General features: G+C 68.8%; 20 protein-coding genes. 8 read left to right on the forward strand and 12 right to left on the reverse strand.

The genetic code is table 11. From position 1 onward, the window contains the following. The first annotated feature begins 65 nt into the window (after positions 1-65). A complete protein-coding gene (locus EX20_RS19540; RefSeq protein WP_011883313.1) occupies positions 66-644 on the forward strand; it encodes a YceI family protein in 579 nt (192 codons plus the stop codon). On the opposite strand, the gene EX20_RS32035 is transcribed toward EX20_RS19540, so the two are convergent. Continuing rightward, positions 634-822, reverse strand: coding sequence for a hypothetical protein (locus tag EX20_RS32035; protein ID WP_014722466.1), 189 nt, complete (start codon positions 820-822; stop codon positions 634-636). The two genes, EX20_RS19540 and EX20_RS32035, sit on opposite strands and share 11 nt — an antisense overlap. Between EX20_RS32035 and EX20_RS19545 the strand changes: the two genes are divergently transcribed. After that, positions 809-2086: an MFS transporter gene (locus EX20_RS19545; RefSeq protein WP_034194441.1), complete on the forward strand. Its 1278-nt coding sequence runs from the start codon at positions 809-811 to the stop codon at positions 2084-2086. The two genes, EX20_RS32035 and EX20_RS19545, sit on opposite strands and share 14 nt — an antisense overlap. Positions 2087-2093: 7 nt before the next feature. On the opposite strand, the gene EX20_RS19550 is transcribed toward EX20_RS19545, so the two are convergent. The 6 genes from EX20_RS19550 to queA all read right to left on the reverse strand — a co-directional run bounded on the left by EX20_RS19550 (position 2094) and on the right by queA (position 9945). Next, complete coding sequence (locus tag EX20_RS19550) at positions 2094-3662, reverse strand: S41 family peptidase (protein WP_175464259.1); 1569 nt, start codon at positions 3660-3662, stop codon at positions 2094-2096. A gap of 203 nt (positions 3663-3865) precedes the next feature. Then, positions 3866-4816 carry a protein translocase subunit SecF gene (gene secF / locus EX20_RS19555; RefSeq protein WP_011883316.1) on the reverse strand — a complete coding sequence of 317 codons (951 nt, stop codon included), beginning with the start codon at positions 4814-4816 and terminating at the stop codon, positions 3866-3868. Between the two features lie 18 nt (positions 4817-4834). Further along, positions 4835-6856: a protein translocase subunit SecD gene (gene secD, locus EX20_RS19560; protein WP_011883317.1), complete on the reverse strand. Its 2022-nt coding sequence runs from the start codon at positions 6854-6856 to the stop codon at positions 4835-4837. A gap of 106 nt (positions 6857-6962) precedes the next feature. Further along, on the reverse strand, positions 6963-7286 hold the full coding sequence (gene yajC / locus EX20_RS19565) for a preprotein translocase subunit YajC (protein ID WP_011883318.1): 324 nt from the start codon (positions 7284-7286) through the stop codon (positions 6963-6965). A 247-nt stretch (positions 7287-7533) separates the two neighbouring features. After that, on the reverse strand, positions 7534-8727 hold the full coding sequence (tgt, locus tag EX20_RS19570) for a tRNA guanosine(34) transglycosylase Tgt (protein WP_034194442.1): 1194 nt from the start codon (positions 8725-8727) through the stop codon (positions 7534-7536). A gap of 156 nt (positions 8728-8883) precedes the next feature. Beyond that, positions 8884-9945, reverse strand: a complete 1062-nt coding sequence (gene queA / locus EX20_RS19575) for a tRNA preQ1(34) S-adenosylmethionine ribosyltransferase-isomerase QueA (RefSeq protein WP_034194443.1) — start codon at positions 9943-9945, stop codon at positions 8884-8886. Positions 9946-10112: 167 nt separating this feature from the next. On the opposite strand from queA, the gene recG reads away from it, so the two are divergent. The 6 genes from recG to ubiA all read left to right on the forward strand — a co-directional run bounded on the left by recG (position 10113) and on the right by ubiA (position 18412). After that, complete coding sequence (gene recG, locus EX20_RS19580; RefSeq protein WP_034194444.1) at positions 10113-12464, forward strand: ATP-dependent DNA helicase RecG; 2352 nt, start codon at positions 10113-10115, stop codon at positions 12462-12464. A gap of 137 nt (positions 12465-12601) precedes the next feature. After that, complete coding sequence (locus tag EX20_RS19585; protein ID WP_011883322.1) at positions 12602-13561, forward strand: LysR substrate-binding domain-containing protein; 960 nt, start codon at positions 12602-12604, stop codon at positions 13559-13561. A 492-nt stretch (positions 13562-14053) separates the two neighbouring features. Next, positions 14054-16240 (forward strand): catalase/peroxidase HPI, encoded by a 2187-nt coding sequence (gene katG, locus EX20_RS19590; protein ID WP_034194463.1) that lies wholly within the window; start codon positions 14054-14056, stop codon positions 16238-16240. Positions 16241-16348: 108 nt separating this feature from the next. Beyond that, a complete protein-coding gene (locus EX20_RS32580) occupies positions 16349-16498 on the forward strand; it encodes a hypothetical protein (protein WP_011883324.1) in 150 nt (49 codons plus the stop codon). Positions 16499-16621: 123 nt separating this feature from the next. Then, on the forward strand, positions 16622-17110 hold the full coding sequence (gene dpsA / locus EX20_RS19595; RefSeq protein ID WP_011883325.1) for a non-specific DNA-binding protein DpsA: 489 nt from the start codon (positions 16622-16624) through the stop codon (positions 17108-17110). A 429-nt stretch (positions 17111-17539) separates the two neighbouring features. Continuing rightward, positions 17540-18412 carry a 4-hydroxybenzoate octaprenyltransferase gene (ubiA, locus tag EX20_RS19600; protein WP_011883326.1) on the forward strand — a complete coding sequence of 291 codons (873 nt, stop codon included), beginning with the start codon at positions 17540-17542 and terminating at the stop codon, positions 18410-18412. A 123-nt stretch (positions 18413-18535) separates the two neighbouring features. Here the strand turns inward: ubiA and proC are convergent, their stop codons facing one another. The 5 genes from proC to EX20_RS19625 all read right to left on the reverse strand — a co-directional run bounded on the left by proC (position 18536) and on the right by EX20_RS19625 (position 24163). Further along, positions 18536-19348, reverse strand: coding sequence for a pyrroline-5-carboxylate reductase (gene proC / locus EX20_RS19605; protein ID WP_011883327.1), 813 nt, complete (start codon positions 19346-19348; stop codon positions 18536-18538). Positions 19349-19393: 45 nt separating this feature from the next. Further along, positions 19394-20092 (reverse strand): YggS family pyridoxal phosphate-dependent enzyme, encoded by a 699-nt coding sequence (locus EX20_RS19610; protein ID WP_011883328.1) that lies wholly within the window; start codon positions 20090-20092, stop codon positions 19394-19396. 142 nt (positions 20093-20234) lie between these two features. Next, positions 20235-21461 carry a glycolate oxidase subunit GlcF gene (gene glcF, locus EX20_RS19615; protein WP_034194445.1) on the reverse strand — a complete coding sequence of 409 codons (1227 nt, stop codon included), beginning with the start codon at positions 21459-21461 and terminating at the stop codon, positions 20235-20237. A 1-nt stretch (position 21462) separates the two neighbouring features. Further along, positions 21463-22551 (reverse strand): glycolate oxidase subunit GlcE, encoded by a 1089-nt coding sequence (gene glcE, locus EX20_RS19620; protein ID WP_014722474.1) that lies wholly within the window; start codon positions 22549-22551, stop codon positions 21463-21465. 118 nt (positions 22552-22669) lie between these two features. Continuing rightward, positions 22670-24163: an FAD-linked oxidase C-terminal domain-containing protein gene (locus tag EX20_RS19625; protein WP_011883331.1), complete on the reverse strand. Its 1494-nt coding sequence runs from the start codon at positions 24161-24163 to the stop codon at positions 22670-22672. Between the last annotated feature and the right edge of the window lie 9 nt (positions 24164-24172).

Consider the following 24172-nt stretch of genomic DNA (forward strand, 5'->3'; position numbering starts at 1 on the left):
CACCCGTATCACGTGCCTCACCCGAATGCCGCGCAAGCGCGCGGCGCCGTTCCAAGGAGAAAAAGTTGAAAAAGCATTTGATCATCGCCGCGGGCGCGCTGGCAGCCTCGCTGTCGTTCTCGGCCTTCGCCGAAAGCGCGACGTACCAGTTCGACCCGAGCCACACGTACCCGAGCTTCGAGGCCGACCACTTCGGCGGCCTGTCGGTCTGGCGCGGCAAGTTCGACAAGTCGAGCGGCACCGTGACGCTCGACCGCGCGGCGAAGACGGGTACGGTCGACGTGACGACCGACATCGCGTCGATCCACACCGGCAGCGCGAAGCTCGACGAGCACCTGCAGACGGCCGATTTCTTCGATGCGGCCAAGTTCCCGCAGGCGGTCTACAAGGGCGCGATCAAGTTCGACGGCGACAAGCCGGTGTCGGTGGTCGGCAACCTGACGCTGCACGGCGTGACGAAGCCGCTGACGCTGAAGATCGACTCGTTCAAGTGCATGCCGCATCCGATGCTCAAGCGTGAAGTGTGCGGCGTCGACGCCGTCGGCGAATTCAACCGCGACGAGTTCGGCCTCGATTACGGCAAGCAGTACGGCTTCAAGATGGCGACCAAGCTGCTGATCACGGCCGAAGCCGTCAAGCAGTAACGAGTAACGCGACCGCGGCCTTCGCGCCGCGCGCCGCCTGCGAGCCGCCGCGTTCCCGTTGCTGGGCGCGGCGGCTTTTTTGCGCGCCTATAATCGGCGGCATCGCGCGGCGCGGCCCCGCCCCGCACGCGTCGAATACGACGTAGAACGACAGGAGATCGCCGATGGATGCCGTCACGCAGTCCCGCTCCATTGCTTCGTCGCCGCGCGTGTGGCGCGCGGTGGTCGCCGCGTCGATCGGCAATGCGCTCGAGTGGTTCGATCTGGTGGTCTACGGCTTCTTCGCGGTGACGATCTCGCGCCTGTTCTTTCCCGCCGGCAACGACACCGTGTCGCTGCTGCTCACGCTCGGCACCTTCGGCGTGTCGTTCTTCATGCGCCCGCTCGGCGCGATCGTGCTCGGCGCGTACGCCGACCGCGCGGGCCGCAAGGCCGCGCTCACGCTGTCGATCCTGCTGATGATGGCCGGCACGTTCGTGATCGCGGTGCTGCCGACCTACCGGACGATCGGCGTCGCCGCGCCGTTGATCCTCGTCGCCGCGCGGCTGATCCAGGGCTTCTCGGCGGGCGGCGAATTCGGCAGCGCGACCGCGTTCCTGGCCGAGCACGTGCCCGGCCGGCGCGGCTTCTTCGCGAGCTGGCAGGTCGCGAGCCAGGGGCTCACGACGCTGCTCGCCGCCGCCTTCGGCACCGTGCTGAACGCGCAGCTCACCGCCGCGCAGATGGCCGCATGGGGCTGGCGCGTGCCGTTCTTCTTCGGGCTGCTGCTCGGGCCGGTCGCGTACTACATCCGCGCGAAGGTCGACGAGACGCCCGAATTCCTCGCGGCCGACGTCACGGCGAACCCGCTGCGCGACACGTTCGCGTCGCACAAGGCGCGGCTCGTCGCCGCGATCGGCGCGGTCGTGCTCGGCACCGTCGCGACCTATCTCGTGCTGTTCATGCCGACCTATGGCGTGAAGCAGCTCGGCCTCGCGCCGTCGGCCGCGTTCGCGGCGATCCTCGTCGTCGGCGTGATCCAGATGGCGTTCGCGCCGCTCGTCGGCCACTGGTCGGATCGCTATGGCCGCGTGCGCGTGATGCTGGCGCCGGCCATCGGCTTTCTCGTGCTGATCTATCCGGCGTTCGCGTATCTGGTCGCGCATCCGGGCTTCGGCACGCTGATCGCGCTGCAGGTGCTGCTCGCGTTCCTGATGACCGGCTATTTCGCGGCGCTGCCCGGGCTGCTGTCCGAAGTGTTTCCGGTGCAGACGCGCACGACCGGCATGTCGCTCGCGTACAACGTCGCGGTCACCGTGTTCGGCGGCTTCGGGCCGTTCATCATCGCGTGGCTGATCCGCGCGACCGGCACCAACACCGCGCCGAGCTTCTACCTGATGTTCGCGGCCGTGCTGAGCATCGCGGCGCTGGTCGTGTTGAGGCGGCGCTTCGGGTTTCGCTGAGCGCGCGTCAGTCGTCGCGGCGCTCGCATACCGGCTGGGCCGGCATCAGCTGCGCGGGCGCGGCGACGGTCTGCACCGGCTGCCCGGCGAGCGCGGCCAGCGCCTGGCGCAGCTGCCAGTCCGCGGCCGTGCCGAATTCGCGCTGCGGCAGCGCCGCGCTCTTCGACATCTCGACCTTCGCGCGCACGCGCGCGTCGCGCAGCTTGCGCCGGGCGTCGCGCACCGTGGCGAACGGATCGGGCGCGAGCCGGTCCGCATACGGCGCACGCGCGAGATCGACCTCGCGGTACCACAGCAGCACGCCGTCGACGTCCGAGTCGCGGCGCGGCGGGACGAGCCAGTCGGGCACGACGCCGTAGCCGTCCATCGGGCAGCCGTTCGGCCGCAGGTTGCGCGCGAACGTCAGATTGAGCCGCGTGCCGTCGATCAGATCGACGCCCGTCTGCGCGAGCCCCTTGCCGTAGGTCGGCATGCCGAGCAGCCGCGCGCGCCCGAGATCGCGCAGCGCGGCCGCGGTCGCTTCGGCCGCCGACGCGCTCTGGCCGTCGACGAGCACGACGAGCGGCACGGTGCGCCACCAGTCGTCGGCCTGCAGCGGCGCGAGCGGATCCTGACCGTGCATCACCGGCAGTTCGTAGTCCGGCCAGTTGGTCGTGATGCGGCGGCGGTTCCTGCCGTCGCGTTCGAGCGTCACCATCGCGGTGCGCTCGCGCCCGGCGAACAGCGCGGTGATGCCGATCGCCGCATTCAGCGCGCCGCCGCCATTGATGCGCAGATCGAGGATCACGCCTTTCACCGGCGGACCATTGCGGCGCGCGGCCTCGACCGCGTCGATGTAGTTGCCGACCGCGGGCTCGGGGAAGCTCGACAGCCGCGTGTACAGGATGTCGCCGGCGAGCCGCTTCGCGCTCGCCGGGTGCGGGCGGACGATCGCGCGCACCGGCGCGACGACGAGCGTCGCCTGCCCGGGGCCGCGCCGTATCGTCAGCTTCAGCGGCACGCCCGCGTCGCCTTTCGCGAGCTTCACGACGTCGGCGCTGTCGAGCCCGACCACGCTCTGGTCGTTCATCGCGACGACGAGATCGTCGGGCCGCACGCCGGCCTTCTCCGCGGGCGCGTCGGGAATCACGTCGATGATGTGCAGGCCGTCGGGCCGCGTTTCGAACACGATGCCGATGCCCGGCGTGCCGTCGCGCGCGCGGCGCTCGTCGTCGAGCTGCTGCCGGCGCTCGGCCGCGTTGAAGAAGCGCGCATACGGCAGCGTCTTGATCCCGGCGTGCACGGTCGCGTCGAGCAGCGCGCCGATGTCGACGTCGGTCAGATGCTGCTTCTTCAGCACTTCGATTGCCGCTTTCAGTTCGCAGAGCTGCGCTTCCCAGTCGGGCGGACACGGGGAAGGTAGCGGCGCGGCGGCGGGCGCGGGCAGGGCGGTGGTGGCGGTAGTGGCGCTGGCCGGGACGGTTTGCGCGAGCGCCGCGGGCGCCAATTCGAATGCAAATGCAATGAACACCGCCGCGGTGATCGCACCGGTGCGCGACGCGACGACGCGACGAATGGCAGGCATGACGGGGTTCATGAGGAGCGCGGCTTCGGCCAGTGGCGGGACGGGGCGGGGCGGTGTCGCGATTGTAGCCGACGCCCGCGCGGCGGCATCGCGATAGGCGACAGGCGGCAAACCGCACGCCGATAAAAAAAGGCCGGTCCCTGAGGAACCGGCCTTTCGCTACTTCGGAAAGCGGCCGAAAAAGCCGCCGAAAAAGCCCCCAAACGCCGCGCCGCTCAAACCTGCGCGCCCGCGTTCGGATCGTCCGGATCGTGGGCCGTCTTCTTTTCCTTGACGAGGTCTTCGCGCTTGATGCCGAGCCACATCGCGAGCGAGCCCGCGACGAACACCGACGAGTAGATGCCGAACATGATGCCGACCGTCAGCGCGAGTGCGAAGTAGTGCAGCGTCGGGCCGCCGAAGAAGAACATCGACAGCACCATCATTTCCGTCGACGTGTGCGTGATGATCGTACGCGACATGGTGGTCGTGATCGCGTGGTTGATCACTTCCTGCACGCTCATCTTGCGTTCGCGGCGGAACGTCTCGCGGATCCGGTCGAAGATGACCACTGACTCGTTGACCGAGTAGCCGAGCACCGCGAGGATCGCCGCGAGCACCGCCAGCGAGAACTCCCACTGGAAGAACGCGAAGAAGCCGAGAATGATCACGACGTCGTGCAGGTTGGCGATGATGCCGGCGACCGCGTACTTCCATTCGAAGCGGAACGACAGGTAGATCACGATGCCGATCACGACGCACGCGAGCGCGAGCAGCCCGTCGGTCGCGAGCTCGCGGCCGACCTGCGGGCCGACGAACTCGACGCGCTGCAGCGTCACGTCGGGGCTCTGCGCCTTCAGCGCGGCCATCACCTGGTCGCTCTGCTGCGCGGACGTGAGGCCTTGCTTGAGCTGCAGGCGGATCAGCACGTTGCGCGACGTGCCGAAGTTCTGCACCTGCGCATCGGCGTAGCCGAGCTTCCCGAGCGTGTCGCGCACGGGTTCGAGCTGCGCGGCCTGCTGGTACTGGACCTCGATCACCGTGCCGCCGGTGAATTCGACGGACAGGTGCAGCCCTCGGTGGAACAGGAAGAACACGGCGGCGATGAACGTGACCAGCGAGATCACGTTGAACACCAGCGCGTGCCGCATGAACGGAATGTCTTTACGGATGCGGAAAAATTCCATGGCTTCGTCTCCGGCGCCTTATTGGGTCGAGCCCGGTTTCTTCGGCGGCACGCCAGGCTGCGCGCGGTTGCGCAGCTGCGGCTTGCCGGCGCGCGGCCCATTGCCTTTCGCGGGCGCGGCGAGCTTCGCGGCGCGCGCGGTGTCGGTCGATTCGTCGGCTGCCGCGAACGTCGCGCCGGCCGCCGCGCCTTCCGGCTTCCACACCTGGCCGATCGCGAGCGACTTCAGCTTCTTGCGGCCGCCGTACCAGAGGTTGACGATCCCGCGCGAGAAGAACACCGCGGAGAACATCGACGTCAGGATGCCGAGGCAGTGCACGATCGCGAACGCGCGCACCGGGCCCGAGCCGAACGCGAGCAGCGCGAGGCCGGCGATCAGCGTCGTCACGTTGGAGTCGAGAATCGTCGCCCAGGCGTGCGCGTAGCCCGACTGGATCGCGAGCTGCGGCGGCTGGCCGGCGCGCAGTTCTTCACGCACGCGCTCGTTGATCAGCACGTTCGAGTCGATCGCCATGCCGAGCGCGAGCGCGATTGCCGCGATGCCCGGCAGCGTCAGCGTCGCCTGCATCAGCGACAGCACCGCGACGAGCAGCAGCAGGTTCACCGACAGGCCGATCACCGAGATCACGCCGAACAGCATGTAGTACGCGACCATGAACACGGCGATCGCGCAGAAGCCCCAGATCACCGAGTGGACGCCCATCTTGATGTTGTCCGCGCCGAGGCTCGGGCCGATCGTGCGTTCTTCGATGATGTCCATCGGTGCGGCGAGCGAGCCGGCGCGCAGCAGCAGCGCGAGGTCGGCCGCGGCCTGCGGCGTCGGCTGGCCGGTGATCTGGAAGCGGTCGCCGAGTTCGGACTGGATCGTCGCGACCGTCAGCACTTCGCCCTTGCCCTTCTCGAACAGCACCATCGCCATCGGCTTGCCGATGTTCTCGCGCGACACCGCGCGCACCGAGCGGCCGCCCGCCGAGTCGAGACGGATGTTGACCGACGGACGCTGGTGTTCGTCGAAGCCGGCCGACGCGTCGATGATGCGGTCGCCGGTGAAGATCACGTCCTTCTTCAGCAGCACGGGCGCCTGGTTGCCCTGCGTGAACAGTTCCTCGCCCGGCGGCACCGGGTCGTTCGGGTTCGGGTGCGTGTTGATCGGATCGGCGAGGCGCGCCTCGAGCGTCGCGGTGCGGCCGATGATGTCCTTCGCCTTCGCGGTGTCCTGCACGCCCGGCAGCTCGACGACGATGCGGTCGCTGCCTTGCTGCTGCAGGATCGGCTCGGACACGCCGAGCTCGTTCACGCGATTGTGCAGCGTGGTCAGGTTCTGCTTGAGCGCGGCGTCCTCGACGGACTTCTGCACGGCCGGCGTGAAGGTGCCGACCACTTGCGTGCCGCCGCCGCCCGGCTGGGTCGCCCATTGCAGTTCGGTGATCGACGCGGCGAGCGCCTTGAGCGCGTCTTCGGCCGTCTGCGCGTCGCTGAAATTCACGACGACGGACTGATCGACGCGGCTCACGCCGCCGTCGCGGATGTTCTTGTCGCGCAGCAAGGCGCGCGCGTCGGTCGCGTCGGAGTCGAGCTTCTTCGTCAGCGCGCCGGTCATGTCGACCTGCAGCAGGAAGTGGACGCCGCCGCGCAGGTCGAGGCCGAGGTACATCGGCAGCGCGTGGATGGCCGTCAGCCAGCGCGGCGACGCGCTCTGCAGGTTCAGCGCGACGACGTACTGCGGATCGTTCGGGTCGGTATTCAGCGACTTCTGCAGCAGGTCCTTGACGCGCAGCTGCGTATCGGTGTCCTTCAGGCGCACGCGGATGTTCGCGTTGGTCGCCGTGTTCTCGAAGGTCACGTCGTCCGGCTTGATCTGTGCGGACGCGAGCGCGGCTTCGACCTGGCTCAGCGTGGCCGAGTCGAGCTTGACCGTGGCCTTGCCGCTCGACACCTGCACCGCCGGCGCTTCGCCGAAGAAGTTGGGCAATGTGTACAGAAAGCCGATGGCGAGCGCCACGACCATCACGACATATTTCCAGATTGGATAACGATTCATGAGGGGGCCGAACGGATGGTTGGCGTGAAAGCGTCGCGTCCGGCGCCGCGCCGGCCCGCGCTGTCAGGCGGGCACGACGCGGGGAGCCGGACGCTCGTTGAAAGCCTTACAGCGACTTGATCGTGCCCTTCGGCAGAATGGTCGTGACCGCAGACTTCTGCACGGTGATTTCGGTGCCTTCGGCGATCTCGACGCCGATGTAGCCTTCGGAAACCTTCGTCACCTTGCCGACGAGGCCGCCGCTCGTGACGACTTCGTCGCCCTTCGCCATGGCCGCGAGCATGTTGCGGTGCTCCTTCTGGCGCTTCATCTGCGGACGGATCATGATGAAGTACAGCACCGCGAACATCAGGATGAGCGGCAGAAAGCTCATCAGGCTCGATTCGGCGCCACCGGCACCTTGCGCGAAGGCATTGGAAATGAACGGCACGTTGGTCTCTCCGTAGGGGAAGATCGAAAAATAAGCCGGTTATTCTACCACCGGCCCCAAGCGCAAACGGCGCAGCAAATGCGCTTTCGGATCAAGCTGTTAAAGCACGAACCGGCACCGCTGTCGCGCGTCTGGAAAGCTGATTGTAATATTCGTCGGCCGCGACTGCCGGTTGCGGCGAGCGAGACGGGTTGTTATGCGGGTCGTGATACAGGCCGCGCGCATGCACGGCCTGCGCGCCGTCCGTTCAGTCGACCCCGGTCGCGCGATCCTGCGCGAAGCGCTGGCGGAACGCGTCGAACGTATGCGTTTCGATCGCTTCGCGAATCTCGCTCATCAGCTGCAGGTAGTAGTGCAGGTTGTGGATCGTGTTCAGCTGCGCGCCGAGGATTTCGCCGACGCGATGCAGATGGTGCAGATAGCCGCGCGAGAAGTTCCGGCACGTGTAGCAGCTGCAGGTCGGATCGAGCGGCTTCAGCGAATTCTTGTGCGTCGCGTTGCGGATCTTCACGTCGCCGAAGCGCGTGAACAGCCAGCCGTTGCGCGCGTTGCGGGTCGGCATCACGCAGTCGAACATGTCGATGCCGTTCGCGACGCCGTCGACCAGGTCTTCCGGCGTGCCGACGCCCATCAGGTAGTGCGGCTTGTCGGCCGGCAGCTTCGGGCCGACGTGCCGCAGCACGCGCATCATGTCTTCCTTCGGCTCGCCGACCGACAGCCCGCCGATCGCGAGGCCGTGAAAGCCGAGCTCCGACAGGCCCGCGAGCGATTCGTCGCGCAGGTCCTCGAACATCCCGCCCTGGACGATCCCGAACAGCGCGTTCGGATTGCCGAGCCGGTCGAATTCGTCGAGCGAGCGCTTCGCCCAGCGCAGCGACATGCGCATCGAATCGGCCGCTTCCTTGTGCGTGGTCGGCACGCCGTTGGTCGCGTACGGCGTGCACTCGTCGAACTGCATGACGATGTCGGAGTTCAGCACCTTCTGGATCTGCATCGACACTTCCGGCGACAGGAACAGCTTGTCGCCGTTGATCGGCGACGCGAACGTGACGCCGTCCTCGGTGATCTTGCGCAGGTCGCCGAGCGAGAACACCTGGAAGCCGCCCGAGTCGGTCAGGATCGGCTTGTTCCAGCCCATGAAGCGGTGCAGCCCGCCGTGCGCGTCGATGGTGTCGAGGCCGGGGCGCAGCCACAGGTGGAAGGTGTTGCCGAGGATGATCTGCGCGTTGATCTCGTGCAGCTCGCGCGGCTGGATCGCCTTGACCGTGCCGTACGTGCCGACCGGCATGAAGATCGGCGTCTCGACCACGCCGTGGTTGAGCTTGACGCGGCCGCGGCGCGCGTGGCCGTCGGTGGTCAGCAGCTCGAATTCGAGCCCGTTTGCCGGGCGTTCGTGCACGTCGGCGCTCGCGTGCGTGTCGTGGGATGAACCTTCGGTCATCGCGTGATTCTCCTTGCTACCGGAAAACAGTCCGGCGCATGTTGCGAAACGCCGCCCGGAAAGGGCGGCGGGAAAAAGCGGTTGCGGCGGCGCGTGGCGCGCGCGGCGGTGAAACAGCGGTGAAACGGCGGTGAAGCGATGGCGAAGCGGCCGCGCTTACGCGTGCTCCGGCGTGTCGCGCCGCGTGAGCAGCATCGCGTCGCCGTAGCTGAAGAACCGGTAGCGCTCGTCGATCGCGTGCCGGTACGCGGCGCGGATCGTCTCGACGCCCGCGAACGCGGACACCAGCATCAGCAGCGTCGATTTCGGCAGGTGGAAATTCGTCACCAGCCGGTCGACGACGCGAAAACGGTAGCCGGGCGTGATGAAGATGTCGGTTTCGTCCTGGGTCGCCGCGAGCGGCCGGCCGGCGGCTTCGGCGCTGCGCGCCGCGGCTTCGAGCGCGCGCATCGACGTCGTGCCGACCGCGATCACGTTGCCGCCGCGCGCGCGGGTCGCGGCGATCTTGTCGACCAGCGACTGCGGCAGTTCGTACCACTCGCTGTGCATCCGGTGCTCGGCGATGTTCTCGACGCGCACCGGCTGGAACGTGCCGGCGCCCACGTGCAGCGTCAGCGTCGCGCGCTCGACGCCCATCGCGTCGAGCTTCTCCAGCAGCGGCTGGTCGAAATGGAGGCCGGCCGTGGGCGCCGCGACGGCGCCGGGGTTGCTCGCATAGACGGTCTGATAGCGCGTCTCGTCGGTCGCGTCGGCGTCGTGCTCGATGTACGGCGGCAGCGGCAGCCGGCCGTACTGCTCGATCAGCGTGAGGCACGGCTGCGGGAAGTGCAGCGTGAAGAACGGCTCGACGCGTTCGCCGACCGTCACGTCGAACGCGTCGGCCAGCCGCAGCGTCGTGCCGGCGCCCGGCGACTTGCTCGCGCGGATCTGCGCGAGCGCCGTGTGCGTGCCGGTCACGCGCTCGATCAGCACCTCGATCTTGCCGCCGCTGGCCTTCTGGCCGAAGAAGCGCGCCTTCAGCACCTTGGTATCGTTGAACACGAGCAGGTCGCCGCGCGCGATGCACGACGGCAGCTCGGCGAAGCGGCGATCGACGAGGCGCGCGGGCGCCACGGTGCCGTCGACCTCGAGCAGGCGGCTCGCGGTGCGCTCGGGCAGCGCGGTTTGGGCAATCAGCTCGGGCGGCAGATTGAAATCGAAATCGGAGAGCGTGAACATGCGGGCTGGTTCGGAACGGCCGGCGGGCGCCGCCGACAGGGCGGAAATGCGTGAATGGCGCGCGCGAGCCGCTATGATGGCGGGGTCCGCGGCCTGGCCGGCGTCGTTCGTTCGGACGACGTGAAAGCCGCTATTGTACTTGCCTTGTGAAGCACCCTGACGATCCGATGCCTGTGTCACCACGCCGTAGCGCCGCCACCGTTGCCGATTCAGCCGATCCCGCCGATCCGTTCGACGCGGACGCCGCCGCGTCGCCCGGCCCGGGCGGCCAGCCGGAAGGTGCGCCGGCGCGCCGCGCGAGCCCGCGGCGCCGCGCCGACGGGCGGCTCGCGCAGCCGGCCGCCGCGCAGCAGGCCGATGCCGATGCCGCAGCGGCCGGCGACGTCGACGAAGCCGGCGCGGCCGCCACCGGCGCCGCAGCTCCGAAGCGCAAGAAGAAGCCGGCCGCCGACAAGCCCGTGAAGACGGCCGACAAGCTCGCCAAGCTCGGCCTTACCCGCTCGATCGACCTCGTGCTGCATCTGCCGATGCGCTACGAGGACGAAACCACGCTCACGCCGATCGACGAGCTGCTGCCGGGCGGCATCGCGCAGACCGAAGGCGTCGTGTTCGACAACGAGGTCGCATATCGGCCGCGTCGCCAGCTGGTCGTGAAGATCCGCGACGACGACGGCGCGCAGCTCGTGCTGCGCTTCCTGAATTTCTACGGCTCGCAGGTCAAGCAGATGGCCGTCGGCCAGCGGTTGCGCGTGCGCGGCGACGTGCGCGGCGGCTTCTTCGGGATGGAGATGGTGCATCCGGCCGTGCGCGTGGTGGAAGCCGATGCGCCGCTGCCGCAGGTGCTCACGCCCGTTTATCCGAGCACGGCCGGCGTGTCGCAGGCGTATCTGCGCAAGGCGATCGAAAACGCGGTCGAGCGTACGCCGCTGCCGGAGCTGCTGCCGCCCGAGATCGAACGCGACTACCTGAAGCCGCTCGGCGTGCCGACGCTCGCGCAGGCCGTGCGCATCCTGCATCACCCCGGCGTCGATTCCGACGAGGCGGCGCTGATGGACGGCTCGCACCCGGCCTGGACGCGCATCAAGTTCGAGGAGCTGCTCGCGCAGCAGCTGTCGCTCAAGCGCGCACACGAGGAGCGCCGCACGCGCTCGGCGCCGGCGATGCCGCGCCGCGCCGCGGACGACGCCGGCTCGCTGACCACCCGTCTGTACGCGGCGCTGCCGTTCACGCTGACCGGCGCGCAGTCGCGCGTCGTCGACGAGATCGCGTACGACCTGACGCTGCCGCACCCGATGCAGCGCCTGCTGCAGGGCGACGTCGGCAGCGGCAAGACGGTCGTCGCCGCGCTGGCCGCGACGCAGGCGATCGACGCCGGTTACCAGGCCGCGCTGATGGCGCCGACCGAAATCCTCGCGGAACAGCATGCGCGCAAACTGCGCGCATGGCTCGAGCCGCTCGGCGTCTCGGTCGCCTGGCTCGCGGGCAGCCTGAAGGCCAAGGAGAAACGCGCGGCGATCGAAGCCGCGGCGCTCGGCACCGCGCAGCTCGTGATCGGCACGCACGCGATCATCCAGGACACCGTCGAGTTCGCGCGGCTCGGCCTCGTGATCGTCGACGAGCAGCATCGCTTCGGCGTCGAGCAGCGTCTCGCGCTGCGCGCGAAGGCGGCGAACGCGGCCAACGGCGCGCGCGACTTCCAGCCGCACCAGCTGATGATGTCGGCCACGCCGATCCCTCGCACGCTCGCGATGACGTACTACGCCGATCTCGAAGTGTCGACGATCGACGAGCTCCCGCCGGGCCGCACGCCGGTGCTCACGCGGCTCGTCGCCGACGCGCGGCGCGGCGAGGTGATCGCGCGCGTGCGCGAGGCCGCACTGACCGGGCGTCAGGTCTACTGGGTGTGCCCGCTGATCGAGGAGAGCGAGACGCTGCAGCTGCAGACGGCCGTCGAGACCTACGAGACGCTCGCCGCGGCGCTGCCCGAGCTGAAGGTCGGGCTGGTGCACGGCCGGCTGTCGCCCGCCGACAAGGCGGCCGTGATGGACGCGTTCACGCGCAACGACGTGCAGCTGCTGGTCGCGACGACCGTGATCGAAGTCGGCGTCGACGTGCCGAACGCGTCGCTGATGGTGATCGAGCACGCGGAGCGCTTCGGCCTCGCGCAGCTGCACCAGCTGCGCGGCCGGGTCGGGCGCGGCACCGCGGCGTCGGTGTGCGTGCTGCTGTACTCGGGGCCGCTGTCGCTCGCCGGCCGCGAGCGGCTCAAGACGATGCGCGAGACGACCGACGGCTTCGAGATCGCGCGGCGCGATCTCGAGATCCGCGGACCCGGTGAATTCCTCGGCGCCCGCCAGTCGGGCGCGGCGATGCTGCGCTTCGCGAACCTCGAGACCGACGGCTGGCTGATCGATCCGGCGCGCGACGCGGCGTCGCGGCTGATCGCCGCGTATCCGGACGTGGTCACGCAGCATCTCGCGCGCTGGCTCGGCGCGCGCGAACAGTACCTGAAGGCCTGACTGGTCGGCGCGGGGCCGGATCGAAAAGCACGCGTCGGCCCGGCGCTGACGGCCCGCGATACAGAGAAACTTTGCGAACCGGTGCCGGTAGGTGTATAAATTAAACCTATCGCATGCATATCCCTGATTGACCCACAATGACCCTGACCGAACTGAAATACATCGTCGCGGTGGCGCGCGAGCGGCATTTCGGCCGCGCGGCCGAAGCGTGCTTCGTGAGCCAGCCGACGCTGTCGGTGGCGATCAAGAAGCTGGAAGACGAGCTCAACGTGCAGATCTTCGAGCGCGGCGCGAGCGAAGTGAGCGTGACGCCGATCGGCGACCAGATCGTCACGCAGGCGCAGCGCGTGCTCGAGCAGACCTTCGCGATCAAGGAGATCGCGAAGCAGGGCAAGGACCCGCTGGTCGGCCCGTTCCGGCTCGGCGTGATCTATACGATCGGGCCGTACCTGCTGCCGACGCTCGTCAAGCAGATGATCCAGCGCGTGCCGCAGATGCCGCTGATGCTGCAGGAGAACTACACGCTGAAGCTGCTCGAGCTGCTCAAGCAGGGCGAGATCGACGCGGCCATCATGGCGCTGCCGTTCCCCGAAACGGGCCTGATGGTCCGGCCGCTGTACGACGAGCCGTTCGTGGTCGCGTTGCCGGCCGGCCATCCGTGGGAGAAGCGCGAGGAAATCGACGCCGAGGACCTGAAGCAGGAAACCATGCTGCTGCTCGGCAACGGCCACTGCTTCCGCGATCACGTGCTCGGCGTGTGCCCGGAGCTGATGCGCTTCTCGCAGACGGCCGACGGGATCCAGAAGACCTTCGAAGGCTCGTCGCTCGAGACGATCCGCCATATGGTCGCGAGCGGCGTCGGCATCACGGTGCTGCCGCGGATGTCGGTCGCCGAGATCGGCCCGCGCGCGAACGGCCCCGACGCCGAGTTGCTGTCGTACGTGCCGTTCCACGAACCGGTGCCGGACCGTCGCGTCGTGCTCGTGTGGCGCAAGAGCTTCACGCGGATGCCGGCGATCGACGCGATCAGCGAGGCGATCGCCGCCTGCGAGCTGCCGGGCGTCGCGAAGCTCGACATGCCGGCGACGATGAACTGAGCACGCGCGGCGTACGCCGTGCGCCGGCCGATGAACGGGGCTCCGAGGCCCCGTTTATTTTTTCCTATCGCATAGATACAAGTTATCAAATTCAAAATGTCGATAGATGAAAATAGAATGATCGACATGGATGCAGCAGGCCGGTCAAACGCGGTCTGCACGCTGGGTGCAAGGGTCAGGGGAGGATGTCATGATGCGATCGGTATTGGAGCACGCGCGGCGGAACATGCCGTTGCGCGATGAAGTCGTCAATCGTGCGCGGGCCGCGGCCCGCAGCCTGGGTCCGCTCGCGTATGCGTATCTCGCGGACCGCGCGTACGGCGGATGAGAGCCGCCGCGCAGGATCGGCGGGCCGGCCGCGCTGCGGCCACGACGCACGACATCCGATAGCAACACAGGTGTACGAGCCTGTTCCGTCTTATCCCCCGCAATGCTTCACTGACCGCGCCACGGCACGTGGGGGCCTACGAGCAAACAATGGAGAAGAAAAGCATGTCGACCGAATCGAAATGTCCGTTCAACCACACGGCGGCCGGCGGCACGTCGAACCATGACTGGTGGCCGAACCGGCTGAACCTCGAGGTCCTGCACCGGCATTCGGCGCTGTCCGATCCGATGGACGCCGAGTTCGACTACGCGCAGGCGTTCAAGCAGCTCGACCTCGCAGCGGTGAAGCGCGACCTGCATGCGCTGATGACGATGTCGCAGGACTGGTGGCCGGCCGACTTCGGTCACTACGGCGGCCTGTTCGTGCGGATGGCCTGGCATGGCGCGGGCACGTACCGGATCGCCGACGGGCGCGGCGGCGCGGGCGGCGGGCAGCAGCGCTTCGCGCCGCTGAACAGCTGGCCCGACAACGGCAACCTCGACAAGGCGCGCCGCCTGCTGTGGCCGATCAAGCAAAAGTACGGCCGCAACATCTCGTGGGCCGACCTGTTCATCCTGACCGGCAACGTCGCGCTCGAATCGATGGGCTTCAAGACCTTCGGTTACGGCGGCGGCCGTGCCGACACGTGGGAGCCGGACGACGTCTACTGGGGTTCGGAAAAGATCTGGCTGGAACTGAGCGGCGGCCCGAACAGCCGTTACTCGGGCGACCGCGATCTCGAGAATCCGCTCGCGGCCGTGCAGATGGGCCTCATCTACGTGAACCCGGAAGGCCCGGACGGCAAGCCCGATCCGGTGGCGGCCGCGCGCGACATCCGCGACACGTTCGCCCGCATGGCGATGAACGACGAAGAGACGGTCGCGCTGATCGCCGGCGGTCACACGTTCGGCAAGACGCACGGCGCGGGCCCGGCATCGCACGTCGGCGCCGAGCCGGAAGCGGCGGGCATCGAGCAGCAGGGCCTCGGCTGGAAGAGCACTTACGGCTCGGGCAAGGCCGGCGACGCGATCACGAGCGGCCTCGAAGTCACGTGGACGTCGACGCCGACCCAATGGAGCAACGACTTCTTCAAGCACCTGTTCAGCTATGAATGGGAGCTGACCAAGAGCCCGGCCGGCGCGCACCAGTGGGTCGCGAAGGATGCCGAGGCGGTGATTCCCGATGCCTTCGATCCGTCGAAGAAGCATCGCCCGACGATGCTGACGACCGACCTGTCGCTGCGCTTCGATCCGGCCTACGAAAAGATCTCGCGCCGCTTCTACGAGAACCCGGACGAGTTCGCCGACGCGTTTGCGCGTGCGTGGTTCAAGCTCACGCACCGCGACATGGGCCCGCGCTCGCGCTATCTCGGCCCGGAAGTGCCGGCCGAGGAACTGCTGTGGCAGGACCCGATCCCCGCCGTCGACCACCCGCTGATCGATGACGCCGATGCGGCCGCGCTGAAGGCGAAGATCCTCGCGACCGGGCTCACCGTGCCGCAACTCGTGTCGACCGCGTGGGCGTCGGCGTCGACGTTCCGCGGCTCGGACAAGCGCGGCGGCGCGAACGGCGCACGCATCCGCCTCGCCCCGCAGAAGGACTGGGCAGTGAACCAGCCGGCGGCGCTCGCGGCGGTCCTCGAGACGCTCGAAGGCGTGCAGAAGGCGTTCAACGACGCGCAGACGGGCGGCAAGAAGGTGTCGCTCGCCGACCTGATCGTGCTGGCCGGTGCGGCCGGCGTCGAACAGGCCGCCAAGCAGGCGGGCGTCGCGGTCACGGTGCCGTTCGCCGCGGGCCGGATGGACGCGTCGCAGGAGCAGACGGACGTCGACGCGATGGCCGTGCTCGAGCCGGTCGCCGACGGTTTCCGCAACTACCTGAAGGCTGCGTACAAGACGCCGGCCGAGGCGCTGCTGGTCGACAAGGCGCAGCTGCTGACGCTGACGGCGCCGGAGATGACCGTGCTGATCGGCGGCCTGCGCGTGCTGGGCGCGAACGCGGGCGGCGCGCTGCACGGCGTGTTCACCGATCGTCCGGGCACGCTGTCGAACGACTTCTTCGTGAACCTGCTCGACATGGGCACGGAGTGGAAGCCGGCGTCGGCGGCGAACGACGTGTTCGAAGGGCGCGACCGTGCGAGCGGGCAGCTGAAATGGACCGGCACGCGCGTCGACCTGATCTTCGGCTCGCACTCGCAGCTGCGCGCGCTGGCCGAGGTGTACGGCAGCGCCGACGCGAACGAGAAGTTCGTGCGTGATTTCGTCGCAGCCTGGAACAAGGTGATGAACCTCGACCGCTTCGACCTCGCATGAGCATCGCGACGCGATAGTCCGTCGCGTTGCAACGTGAAGCGGCCGGTCGCACGACCGGCCGTTTTTTCTTCCGATCCACCATCTGGTCTTGTCGAAGGAGAAACGACCATGACGCAAATGATCCTCAACATGCGCGCAGCATATACGCCGGCCGAGCTGGTACGGCGCGTCTTCGGGTTCGCGATCGTCATCGGCGGCGCGGCCGAGCTGGCCACGCAGGCGCTGCACGCGCTCGCGTCGCTCGGGGCGGGACACTGAGCGCAACGATTCGCTCATCGCGCTAGACTGGCAAGTCGCGCCCGGATGCCCGCGACGCGGCATGCGGCATGCGGATTGCGCGCGCTTTCGTCGGTTCAACGTTTCGAACAAGGAGTCTCGAAGATGGCCAAGAAAGGCAACGTCACGCAGATCAACATCGGCATCAGCGACAAGGACCGCAAGAAGATCGCGGACGGCCTGTCGCGTTTGCTCGCCGACACGTTTTCGCTGTACCTGAAGACCCACAACTTCCACTGGAACGTCACGGGTCCGATGTTCAACACGCTGCACCTGATGTTCGAGGAGCAGTACAACGAACTGTGGCTCGCGGTCGATTCGGTCGCCGAGCGCATTCGCACGCTCGGCGTCGTCGCGCCGGGCACGTTCGCCGATTTTGCAAAGCTGTCGTCGGTGCCGGAAGCGAACGGCGTGCCGGCGGCCGAAGAGATGATCCGGCAGCTCGTCGAAGGGCACGAGACCGTCGTGCGCACCGCGCGCGAGATCTTCCCGCTCGCCGATGCGGCGCGCGACGAGCCGACCGCCGACCTGCTGACGCAACGCCTGCAGACGCATGAAAAGACCGCATGGATGCTGCGGTCGCTGCTCGCGTAAGGTGGTGGTGGGGCGCGGGCCGTCGCCGGTCGGGTGCGGTCGTCGCTTGGTGGTCGCGGCGTACGGTCGGTTTCTGTGAAGCCGCGTGCCTACGGTCCGCCCGGTGTGCGTTCGGTAGCGCGCGGTCGGTTGCGTACAGCTAGCAGCGTAACGTCGGCTGCCACGGTCGCTCGCCCATCACCCGCCGCGTACTGCCGGCCGTATAGCGCGCGGCCGGCGTCGTCCGAGGCTTTCGGTTTACCCAGCGCCTACCCGCCGCATGCCGACCGGCCTGCGTCCCTGGATCCGGCCCCGGATTACGGCGCCGTGCCGCAACGGCCCGCGCGGCGCCGCCGACCCGCATCCTGCGGCGGCTCGCCGCCCACCGCGACATGACGCGGACCGCCGCTCGGCTCTAAAATGCCGGGATTCCCTACCCGGTGTTTCGCCATGCTTGCCCGCTTTCCCCTGTATCTGCGCCTCGTCCGGATGGACAAGCCGATCGGCAGCCTGCTGCTGCTGTGGCCGACGCTCAACGCGTTGTGGATCGCGTCGGACGGCCGTCCGCGCTGGCCGCTGGTCGCGATCTTCGCGCTCGGCACGCTGCTGATGCGCTCGGCCGGCTGCGCGATGAACGACTATGCCGACCGCGATTTCGATCGTCACGTGAAGCGCACGGCCGATCGGCCGCTGACCTCGGGCAAGATCCGCGCATGGGAGGCCGTCGCGATCGCGGCGGTGCTGTCGTTCGTCGCGTTCCTGCTGATCCTGCCGCTCAATACGCTGACGAAAGAGCTGTCGGTCGTCGCGCTGTTCGTCGCCGGCTCGTATCCGTTCATGAAGCGCTTTTTCGCGATTCCGCAGGCGTACCTCGGCATCGCGTTCGGCTTCGGCATCCCGATGGCGTTCGCGGCCGTGCAGGGCACGGTACCGGCGCTCGCGTGGGTGATGCTGGTCGCGAACGTGTTCTGGTCGGTGGCGTACGACACCGAATATGCGATGGTCGACCGCGACGACGACATCAAGATCGGGATCCGCACGTCCGCGCTGACGTTCGGCCGCTTCGACGTCGCGGCCATCATGCTCTGCTATGCGGTGACGCTCGGCATCTACGCATGGATCGGCGCGACGCTCGGCTTCGGGCTCGCGTTCTGGGCCGGCTGGGCCGCGGCGCTCGGCTGCGCGCTGTATCACTACACGCTGATCAAGGACCGCGAGCGGATGCCGTGCTTCGCCGCATTCCGGCACAACAACTGGCTTGGCGGCGTGCTGTTCGCCGGGATCGCCGCGCACTATCTGGTGGCCGGTGCGGCCGGTAACTGAACCGGCGTGAACCGGCCCGAACCGGCCTGAGCTGGCAGGCGCCGCGAAGGCGCGATGCAACAAAAAAGCGGCCGAGGCCGCTTTTTTGTTGGCGCACCGGGAAACCGGCGCAGGCTGCAGCGCTTACGCGCGGCCGAGCTCGTCGCCCATTTCCTGCGCGCGCGCGTGCGCAGCGAGCGCGCCGCGCACGATCGCTTCCTTCACCTGCTGCGCGTCGAACGACGCGAGCGCGGCGGCCGTCGTGCCGCCTTTCGACGTCACGCGCTCGCGCAGCACGCTCGCCGGCTCGCCCGACTGCGCGGCCAGCTGCGCGGCGCCGGCGAACGTCGCGACCGCGAGCGCGCGGCCCTGTTCGTCGTTCAGGCCGAGGCGGCGGGCGGCCTCCTGCAGCGCTTCGATGAAATAGAACACGTAGGCCGGCCCGCTGCCCGAGATCGCGGTGACCGCGTCGAGCTGCACTTCGTCGGCGAACCAGACGATCTCGCCGACCGCGCCGAGCACGCTCGACGCCAGTTCGCGACCGGTCGCGTCGACGCCCGGCAGCGCCGCGAGGCCCGTCACGCCCATGCCGACCAGCGCCGGCGTGTTCGGCATCGTGCGCACGACACGCGTGTAGCCGCCGAGCCAGCGCGCGAGGTCGGCGCCGCGGATGCCGGCCGCGATGCTGATCACCAACTGCGACTTCAGGTGCGGCGCGAGCGCCTGCGCGACCTCCTTCAGCACCTGCGGCTTCACCGCGAGCACGATCGCGTCGTAATCGGCGAGCGTCGCGTCGACGGCCGCGCCGGTGCGGATCCCGAACTGCTGCGCGGCACGCGCGCGCACGTCCTCGTTGACGTCGATGGCGTACAGGCCGTCGGCGGCGACGCCGCGCTTGACGAGCCCGCCGATCAGGGCCGCGGCCATGTTGCCGCCGCCGATGAATGCGATTTTCATGATGTCGGATTGAGCGAGTGAGTGAACGGAAAGGCGGCGCGGCGCTCAGTGCGAATAGTCGCGCGCGCCGAAGATCGCGGTGCCGACGCGCACGATCGTCGCGCCTTCGAGCACCGCCGCTTCGAGATCCGCGGACATGCCCATCGACAGCGTGTCGAGGGCCAGCCCGTGCGCGCGCAGCGTGTCGAACAGCGCGTGCAGCGCGCGATGCGGCGCGCGTTGCGCATCGGTGTCGCCGGCCGGCTCGGGGATCGCCATCAGGCCGCGCAGCCGCAGCGCCGGCAGCGCGGCGACCGCGCGTGCGAGCTCGGCCACGTCGGCCGGCGCGACGCCGCTCTTCGATTCCTCGCCGCTGATGTTGACCTGGATGCACACGTTCAGCGGCGGCAACTGCGGCGGGCGCTGTTCGGACAGGCGTTGCGCGATCTTCAGCCGGTCGACCGAATGAACCCAGTCGAAGCGCTCGGCCACCGCGCGCGTCTTGTTCGACTGCAGCGGCCCGATGAAATGCCATTCGAGCGCGCTGCGCAGGTCGGCGAGCGCGTCGATCTTGTCGATCGATTCCTGGACGTAGTTCTCGCCGAACGCGCGTTGTCCGGCCGCGTGCGCGGCGCGCACGTCGTCGGCGGGGAAGGTCTTCGACACGGCGAGCAGCGAGACGGTCGCGGGATCGCGGCCGGCTGCGCGGGCGGCGTCGGCGATGCGGCGGTGAACGGAGTCGAGGCGGGCGGCGAGATCGGACATGACGGGCACGGAAGCTGGCACTGAAGCGGAGACGGCGCGCTGCGGCACCGCATGCGCCGCAGCAAAGCGCCCATTATACGGACGGCACGCGGACGGACGGCAGGCGGACGGCGCGCCGCGCCGCAGCGGGCCGCCGCTCGCGTCAGCCGTACAGCAGATGCTCGACGAGCTGCACCCAGTGCACGACCGGAATCTGCGTGCCGCTTTGCAGGTGCGCGATGCAGCCGACGTTGCCGGATACGATCATCTGCGGTTCGAGCGCCTGCAGCTTCAGCAGCTTCTGCTTGCGCAGCCGGTACGACAGCGACGGCTGGGTCAGCGAATAGGTGCCGGCCGATCCGCAGCACAGATGGCTGTCGACCGGCAGCCGCACGTCGATGCCGAGCGTCTCGAGCAGGCGCTCGACCTTGCCGCGCGACTGCTGGCCGTGCTGCAGCGTGCACGGCGGGTGATACGCGACGGTATGGATCGCGCGGCGTCGCGCGAGCGTCGCCAGCTCGGCCTCGGACGCGAGCAGCACGTCGGAGATGTCGCGCGTGAGCGCGACGATGCGCTGCGCCTTCTCCGCGTAGGCCGGGTCGTCGCGCAGCAGGTGCGCGTATTCGAGCACCGTCGCGCCGCATCCCGATGCGTTCATCACGATCGCCTCGGCGCCTTGCTCGACATGCGGCCACCACGCGTCGATGTTGCGGCGCGCGTCGTCGAGCGCGTCGTCGTGATAGTTCAGGTGCAGCCGGATCGCGCCGCAGCAGCCGGCGTCCGGCGCGACGACCGTCTCGATGCCGAGCGCATCCAGCACGCGTGCGGTCGCGATGTTGATGTTCGGCAGCATCGACGGCTGCACGCAGCCGCCGAGCATTAGCATCTTGCGCGCATGCGGCTGCTGCGGCCACTCGAGCAGCCGCGTGCGCGGCGGCACCTTGTCGCGCAGCCGTTTCGGCAACAGCGGCCGCACGTGCTGGCCGAGCCGCATCATCGGCGAGAACAGCGCCGCGTTCGGCACGACGCTCGCGAGCAGCCGGCGCATCAGCCGCTGCTGCGCCGGGCGCTGCACCTGCGCCTCGACGTGCTTGCGGCCGATTTCGACGAGCCGGCCGTATTGCACGCCCGACGGGCAGGTCGTCTCGCAACTGCGGCAGGTGAGGCAGCGGTCGAGGTGCTGCTGCGTGCTGCGCGTGACGGGTGCGCCTTCGACCATCTGCTTGATCAGGTAGATGCGGCCGCGCGGGCCGTCGAGTTCGTCGCCGAGCAGCTGGTAGGTCGGACACGTCGCGGTGCAGAAGCCGCAATGCACGCACTTGCGCAGGATCGCGTCGGCCTCGTCGCCGTCGGCCGTGTTGCGGATGAAATCGGCGAGGTTCGTTTGCATCTCAGAGATCGGGGTAGAGCCTGCCGCGGTTGAAGATGCGCGCCGGATCGAACGCGGCCTTCAGCCCGCGGTGGATCTTCATCAGCGGCGCGGGCAGCGGCGTGAACACGCCGGCGCTGCGGTCGTAGGAATCGCCCGCGCGGAACAGCGTCGCGTGGCCGCCGGCCTGCTTCGCGCTCATGCGCACCGTCTGCGCATCGGCGTCGGTGATCCACCAGCGCTGCGCGCCGCCCCATTCCATCAGCTGGTTGCCGGCCAGGTGCATCGGCTCGGTGATCGACGGCAGCGACAGGCGCCACAGCGCATAGCCGGGCGGAATGCCGTTGAAGAACGGATCGGTGTGCTCGCGCAGGCCGGCCCAGAAGCGCTCGGCTTCGACCGCATCGACGACTTCGCCGCCGAGCAGCGTCTTCGCCGACTTGACCGCCGCTTCCGCGCCGGACAGCCGCAGCACCAGCGTGCCGTTGCGCCAGCCGCTCGCGCTCACCGGCAGCGGATGGCCGCCCCATTCGTTGAGCTTGCGCACCGCGTCGGTGGCCGTCATCTCGAACTTCAGCGTGACTTCGGCGACCGGCACCGGCAGCACCTTGATCGACAGCTCGAGCATCAGCCCGAGCGTGCCGAGCGCGCCGGCCATCAGGCGCGACACGTCGTAGCCGGCGACGTTCTTCACGACCTGCCCGCCGAAGCGCAGCACTTCGCCGCGCCCGTTCATCAGCGTGACGCCGAGCACGAAGTCGCGCGGCGCGCCGCAGGCCGCGCGCCGCGGGCCGGCGAGACCGGCCGCGATGCAGCCGCCGACGGTGGCCGCGCGGCCGAAGTGCGGCGGCTCGAACGGCAGCATCTGGCCGCGCTCGGCGAGGACGGCTTCGAGCTGCGCGAGCGGCGTGCCCGCGCGCACCGTGACGACGAGCTCGGCCGGGTCGTACGACACGACGCCTTGAAACGCGCGCGTGTCGAGTATTTCGCCGTCCAGCGTCTGGCCGTACCAGTCCTTGGTGCCGCCGCCGCGGACCCGCAGCGGCCGCCCGTCGGCGCTGGCGGCGCGCACGCGCTCGGCCCATCCGGCGACGATGTCGTCCTCTTCCATGTTCCGTTGCTGCCTCGTTGTTGTCCGGTCGATTGTACCGGGGTGGCGCGAATCCACATCGCGACTATCCCTAACGCCCCGACGCGCGCACGCCGGGCCTCCGCACGGCGCGCGCCGCTCAGAAGCGCGGCAGGTCGGGATGCGGCAGCAGCCCGCCGCGCACGTGCTGACGGCCGTACTCGGCGCAGCGCGCGCGGGTCGGGATGCCCTTGTCGGGGTTGAGCAGCCCGGCCGGATCGAACGCGCGCTTGACCGCGAAGAACGCGTCGCGCTCCTGCGGCGAGAACTGCACGCACATCGAATTGAGCTTTTCGATGCCGACGCCGTGCTCGCCGGTGACGCTGCCGCCGAATTCCACGCAGCATTCGAGGATCTCCGCACCGAACTGCTCGGCGCGGTGCAACTGCTCGGGATCGTTCGCGTTGTAGAGGATCAGCGGATGCATGTTGCCGTCGCCGGCATGGAATACGTTGATGCAGCGCAACCCGTAGCGTGTCTCGAGCTGCTCGATGCGCGCGAGCAGCGGCCCGATCGCGCGGCGCGGCACGGTGCCGTCCATGCAGTAATAGTCGGCCGAGATGCGGCCGGCGGCCGGGAACGCGTTCTTGCGGCCCGACCAGAAGCGCAGCCGCTCGCTCTCGTTGCGCGACACCTGAATGCGCGTCGCGCCGTGCTCGCGCAGCACGGCCGTCATGCGGACGATCTCCTCCGCGACTTCCTCGGGCGTGCCGTCGGATTCGCACAGCAGGATCGCCTTCGCGTCGACGTCGTAGCCGGCGTGCGTGAACGCCTCGACCGCCTGCGTGGCCGGCTTGTCCATCATCTCGAGCCCGGCCGGGATGATGCCCGACGCGATGATCGCGGCGACCGCCTCGCCGCCCTTCACGACGTCGTCGAAGCTCGCCATCACGAGCTGCGCGGTCTGCGGCTTCGGGATCAGCTTCACCGTCACTTCGGTGACGATCGCGAACATCCCTTCGCTGCCGATCATCACCGCGAGCAGGTCGAGGCCCGGCGTGTCGAGCCCGAGCGAGCCGAACTCGACGATCTCGCCGTCCATCGTGACCGCGCGCACGCGCATCACGTTGTGCACCGTCAGCCCGTACTTCAGGCAGTGGACGCCGCCCGAATTCTCCGCGACGTTGCCGCCGATCGTGCAGGCGATCTGCGACGACGGATCGGGCGCGTAATACAGCCCGTACGGCGCGGCCGCCTCGGAAATCGCGAGGTTGCGCACGCCGGGCTGGACGGTCGCCGTGCGCGCGTACGGATCGACTTCGACGATCCGAGTGAAGCGCGCGAGCGACAGCACGACGCCGTTCGCGATCGGCAGCGCGCCGCCCGACAGGCTCGTGCCCGCGCCGCGCGGCACGATCGGCACTTCCATGCGGCGGCAGATCTGCACGATGCGCTGCACCTGCGATTCGGTTTCCGGCAGCGCCACCGCGAGCGGCAGCCGGCGATACGCCGACAGGCCGTCGCATTCGTACGCGGCGGTGTCTTCGTCGCGGTACAGCAGGCAATGGGTCGGCAGCACGGCCATCAGCGCCTGCACGATTTCGCGCTGGCGCTGCGCGCGCATCGCGCTCGACAGTTCGACGGAAGCGTTCATTGAGTCTCC

Origin of the sequence: Burkholderia sp. WP42 (assembly GCF_000745665.1) — a bacterium.
In the GTDB taxonomy this organism is placed as follows: domain Bacteria; phylum Pseudomonadota; class Gammaproteobacteria; order Burkholderiales; family Burkholderiaceae; genus Burkholderia; species Burkholderia vietnamiensis.

What these genes read in the sequence shown, in the direction of transcription:
- EX20_RS19545 (WP_034194441.1), top strand. Translation starts at nt 809, where the DNA reads ATGGATGCCGTCACGCAGTCCCGCTCCATTGCTTCGTCGCCGCGCGTG.
- EX20_RS19625 (WP_011883331.1), bottom strand. Translation starts at nt 24,163, where the DNA reads ATGAACGCTTCCGTCGAACTGTCGAGCGCGATGCGCGCGCAGCGCCAG.
- katG (WP_034194463.1), top strand. Translation starts at nt 14,054, where the DNA reads ATGTCGACCGAATCGAAATGTCCGTTCAACCACACGGCGGCCGGCGGC.
- recG (WP_034194444.1), top strand. Translation starts at nt 10,113, where the DNA reads ATGCCTGTGTCACCACGCCGTAGCGCCGCCACCGTTGCCGATTCAGCC.
- secF (WP_011883316.1), bottom strand. Translation starts at nt 4,816, where the DNA reads ATGGAATTTTTCCGCATCCGTAAAGACATTCCGTTCATGCGGCACGCG.
- EX20_RS19610 (WP_011883328.1), bottom strand. Translation starts at nt 20,092, where the DNA reads ATGTCCGATCTCGCCGCCCGCCTCGACTCCGTTCACCGCCGCATCGCC.
- ubiA (WP_011883326.1), top strand. Translation starts at nt 17,540, where the DNA reads ATGCTTGCCCGCTTTCCCCTGTATCTGCGCCTCGTCCGGATGGACAAG.
- proC (WP_011883327.1), bottom strand. Translation starts at nt 19,348, where the DNA reads ATGAAAATCGCATTCATCGGCGGCGGCAACATGGCCGCGGCCCTGATC.
- glcE (WP_014722474.1), bottom strand. Translation starts at nt 22,551, where the DNA reads ATGGAAGAGGACGACATCGTCGCCGGATGGGCCGAGCGCGTGCGCGCC.
- EX20_RS32580 (WP_011883324.1), top strand. Translation starts at nt 16,349, where the DNA reads ATGACGCAAATGATCCTCAACATGCGCGCAGCATATACGCCGGCCGAG.
- queA (WP_034194443.1), bottom strand. Translation starts at nt 9,945, where the DNA reads ATGTTCACGCTCTCCGATTTCGATTTCAATCTGCCGCCCGAGCTGATT.
- dpsA (WP_011883325.1), top strand. Translation starts at nt 16,622, where the DNA reads ATGGCCAAGAAAGGCAACGTCACGCAGATCAACATCGGCATCAGCGAC.
- tgt (WP_034194442.1), bottom strand. Translation starts at nt 8,727, where the DNA reads ATGACCGAAGGTTCATCCCACGACACGCACGCGAGCGCCGACGTGCAC.
- EX20_RS19585 (WP_011883322.1), top strand. Translation starts at nt 12,602, where the DNA reads ATGACCCTGACCGAACTGAAATACATCGTCGCGGTGGCGCGCGAGCGG.
- EX20_RS19550 (WP_175464259.1), bottom strand. Translation starts at nt 3,662, where the DNA reads ATGAACCCCGTCATGCCTGCCATTCGTCGCGTCGTCGCGTCGCGCACC.
- glcF (WP_034194445.1), bottom strand. Translation starts at nt 21,461, where the DNA reads ATGCAAACGAACCTCGCCGATTTCATCCGCAACACGGCCGACGGCGAC.
- secD (WP_011883317.1), bottom strand. Translation starts at nt 6,856, where the DNA reads ATGAATCGTTATCCAATCTGGAAATATGTCGTGATGGTCGTGGCGCTC.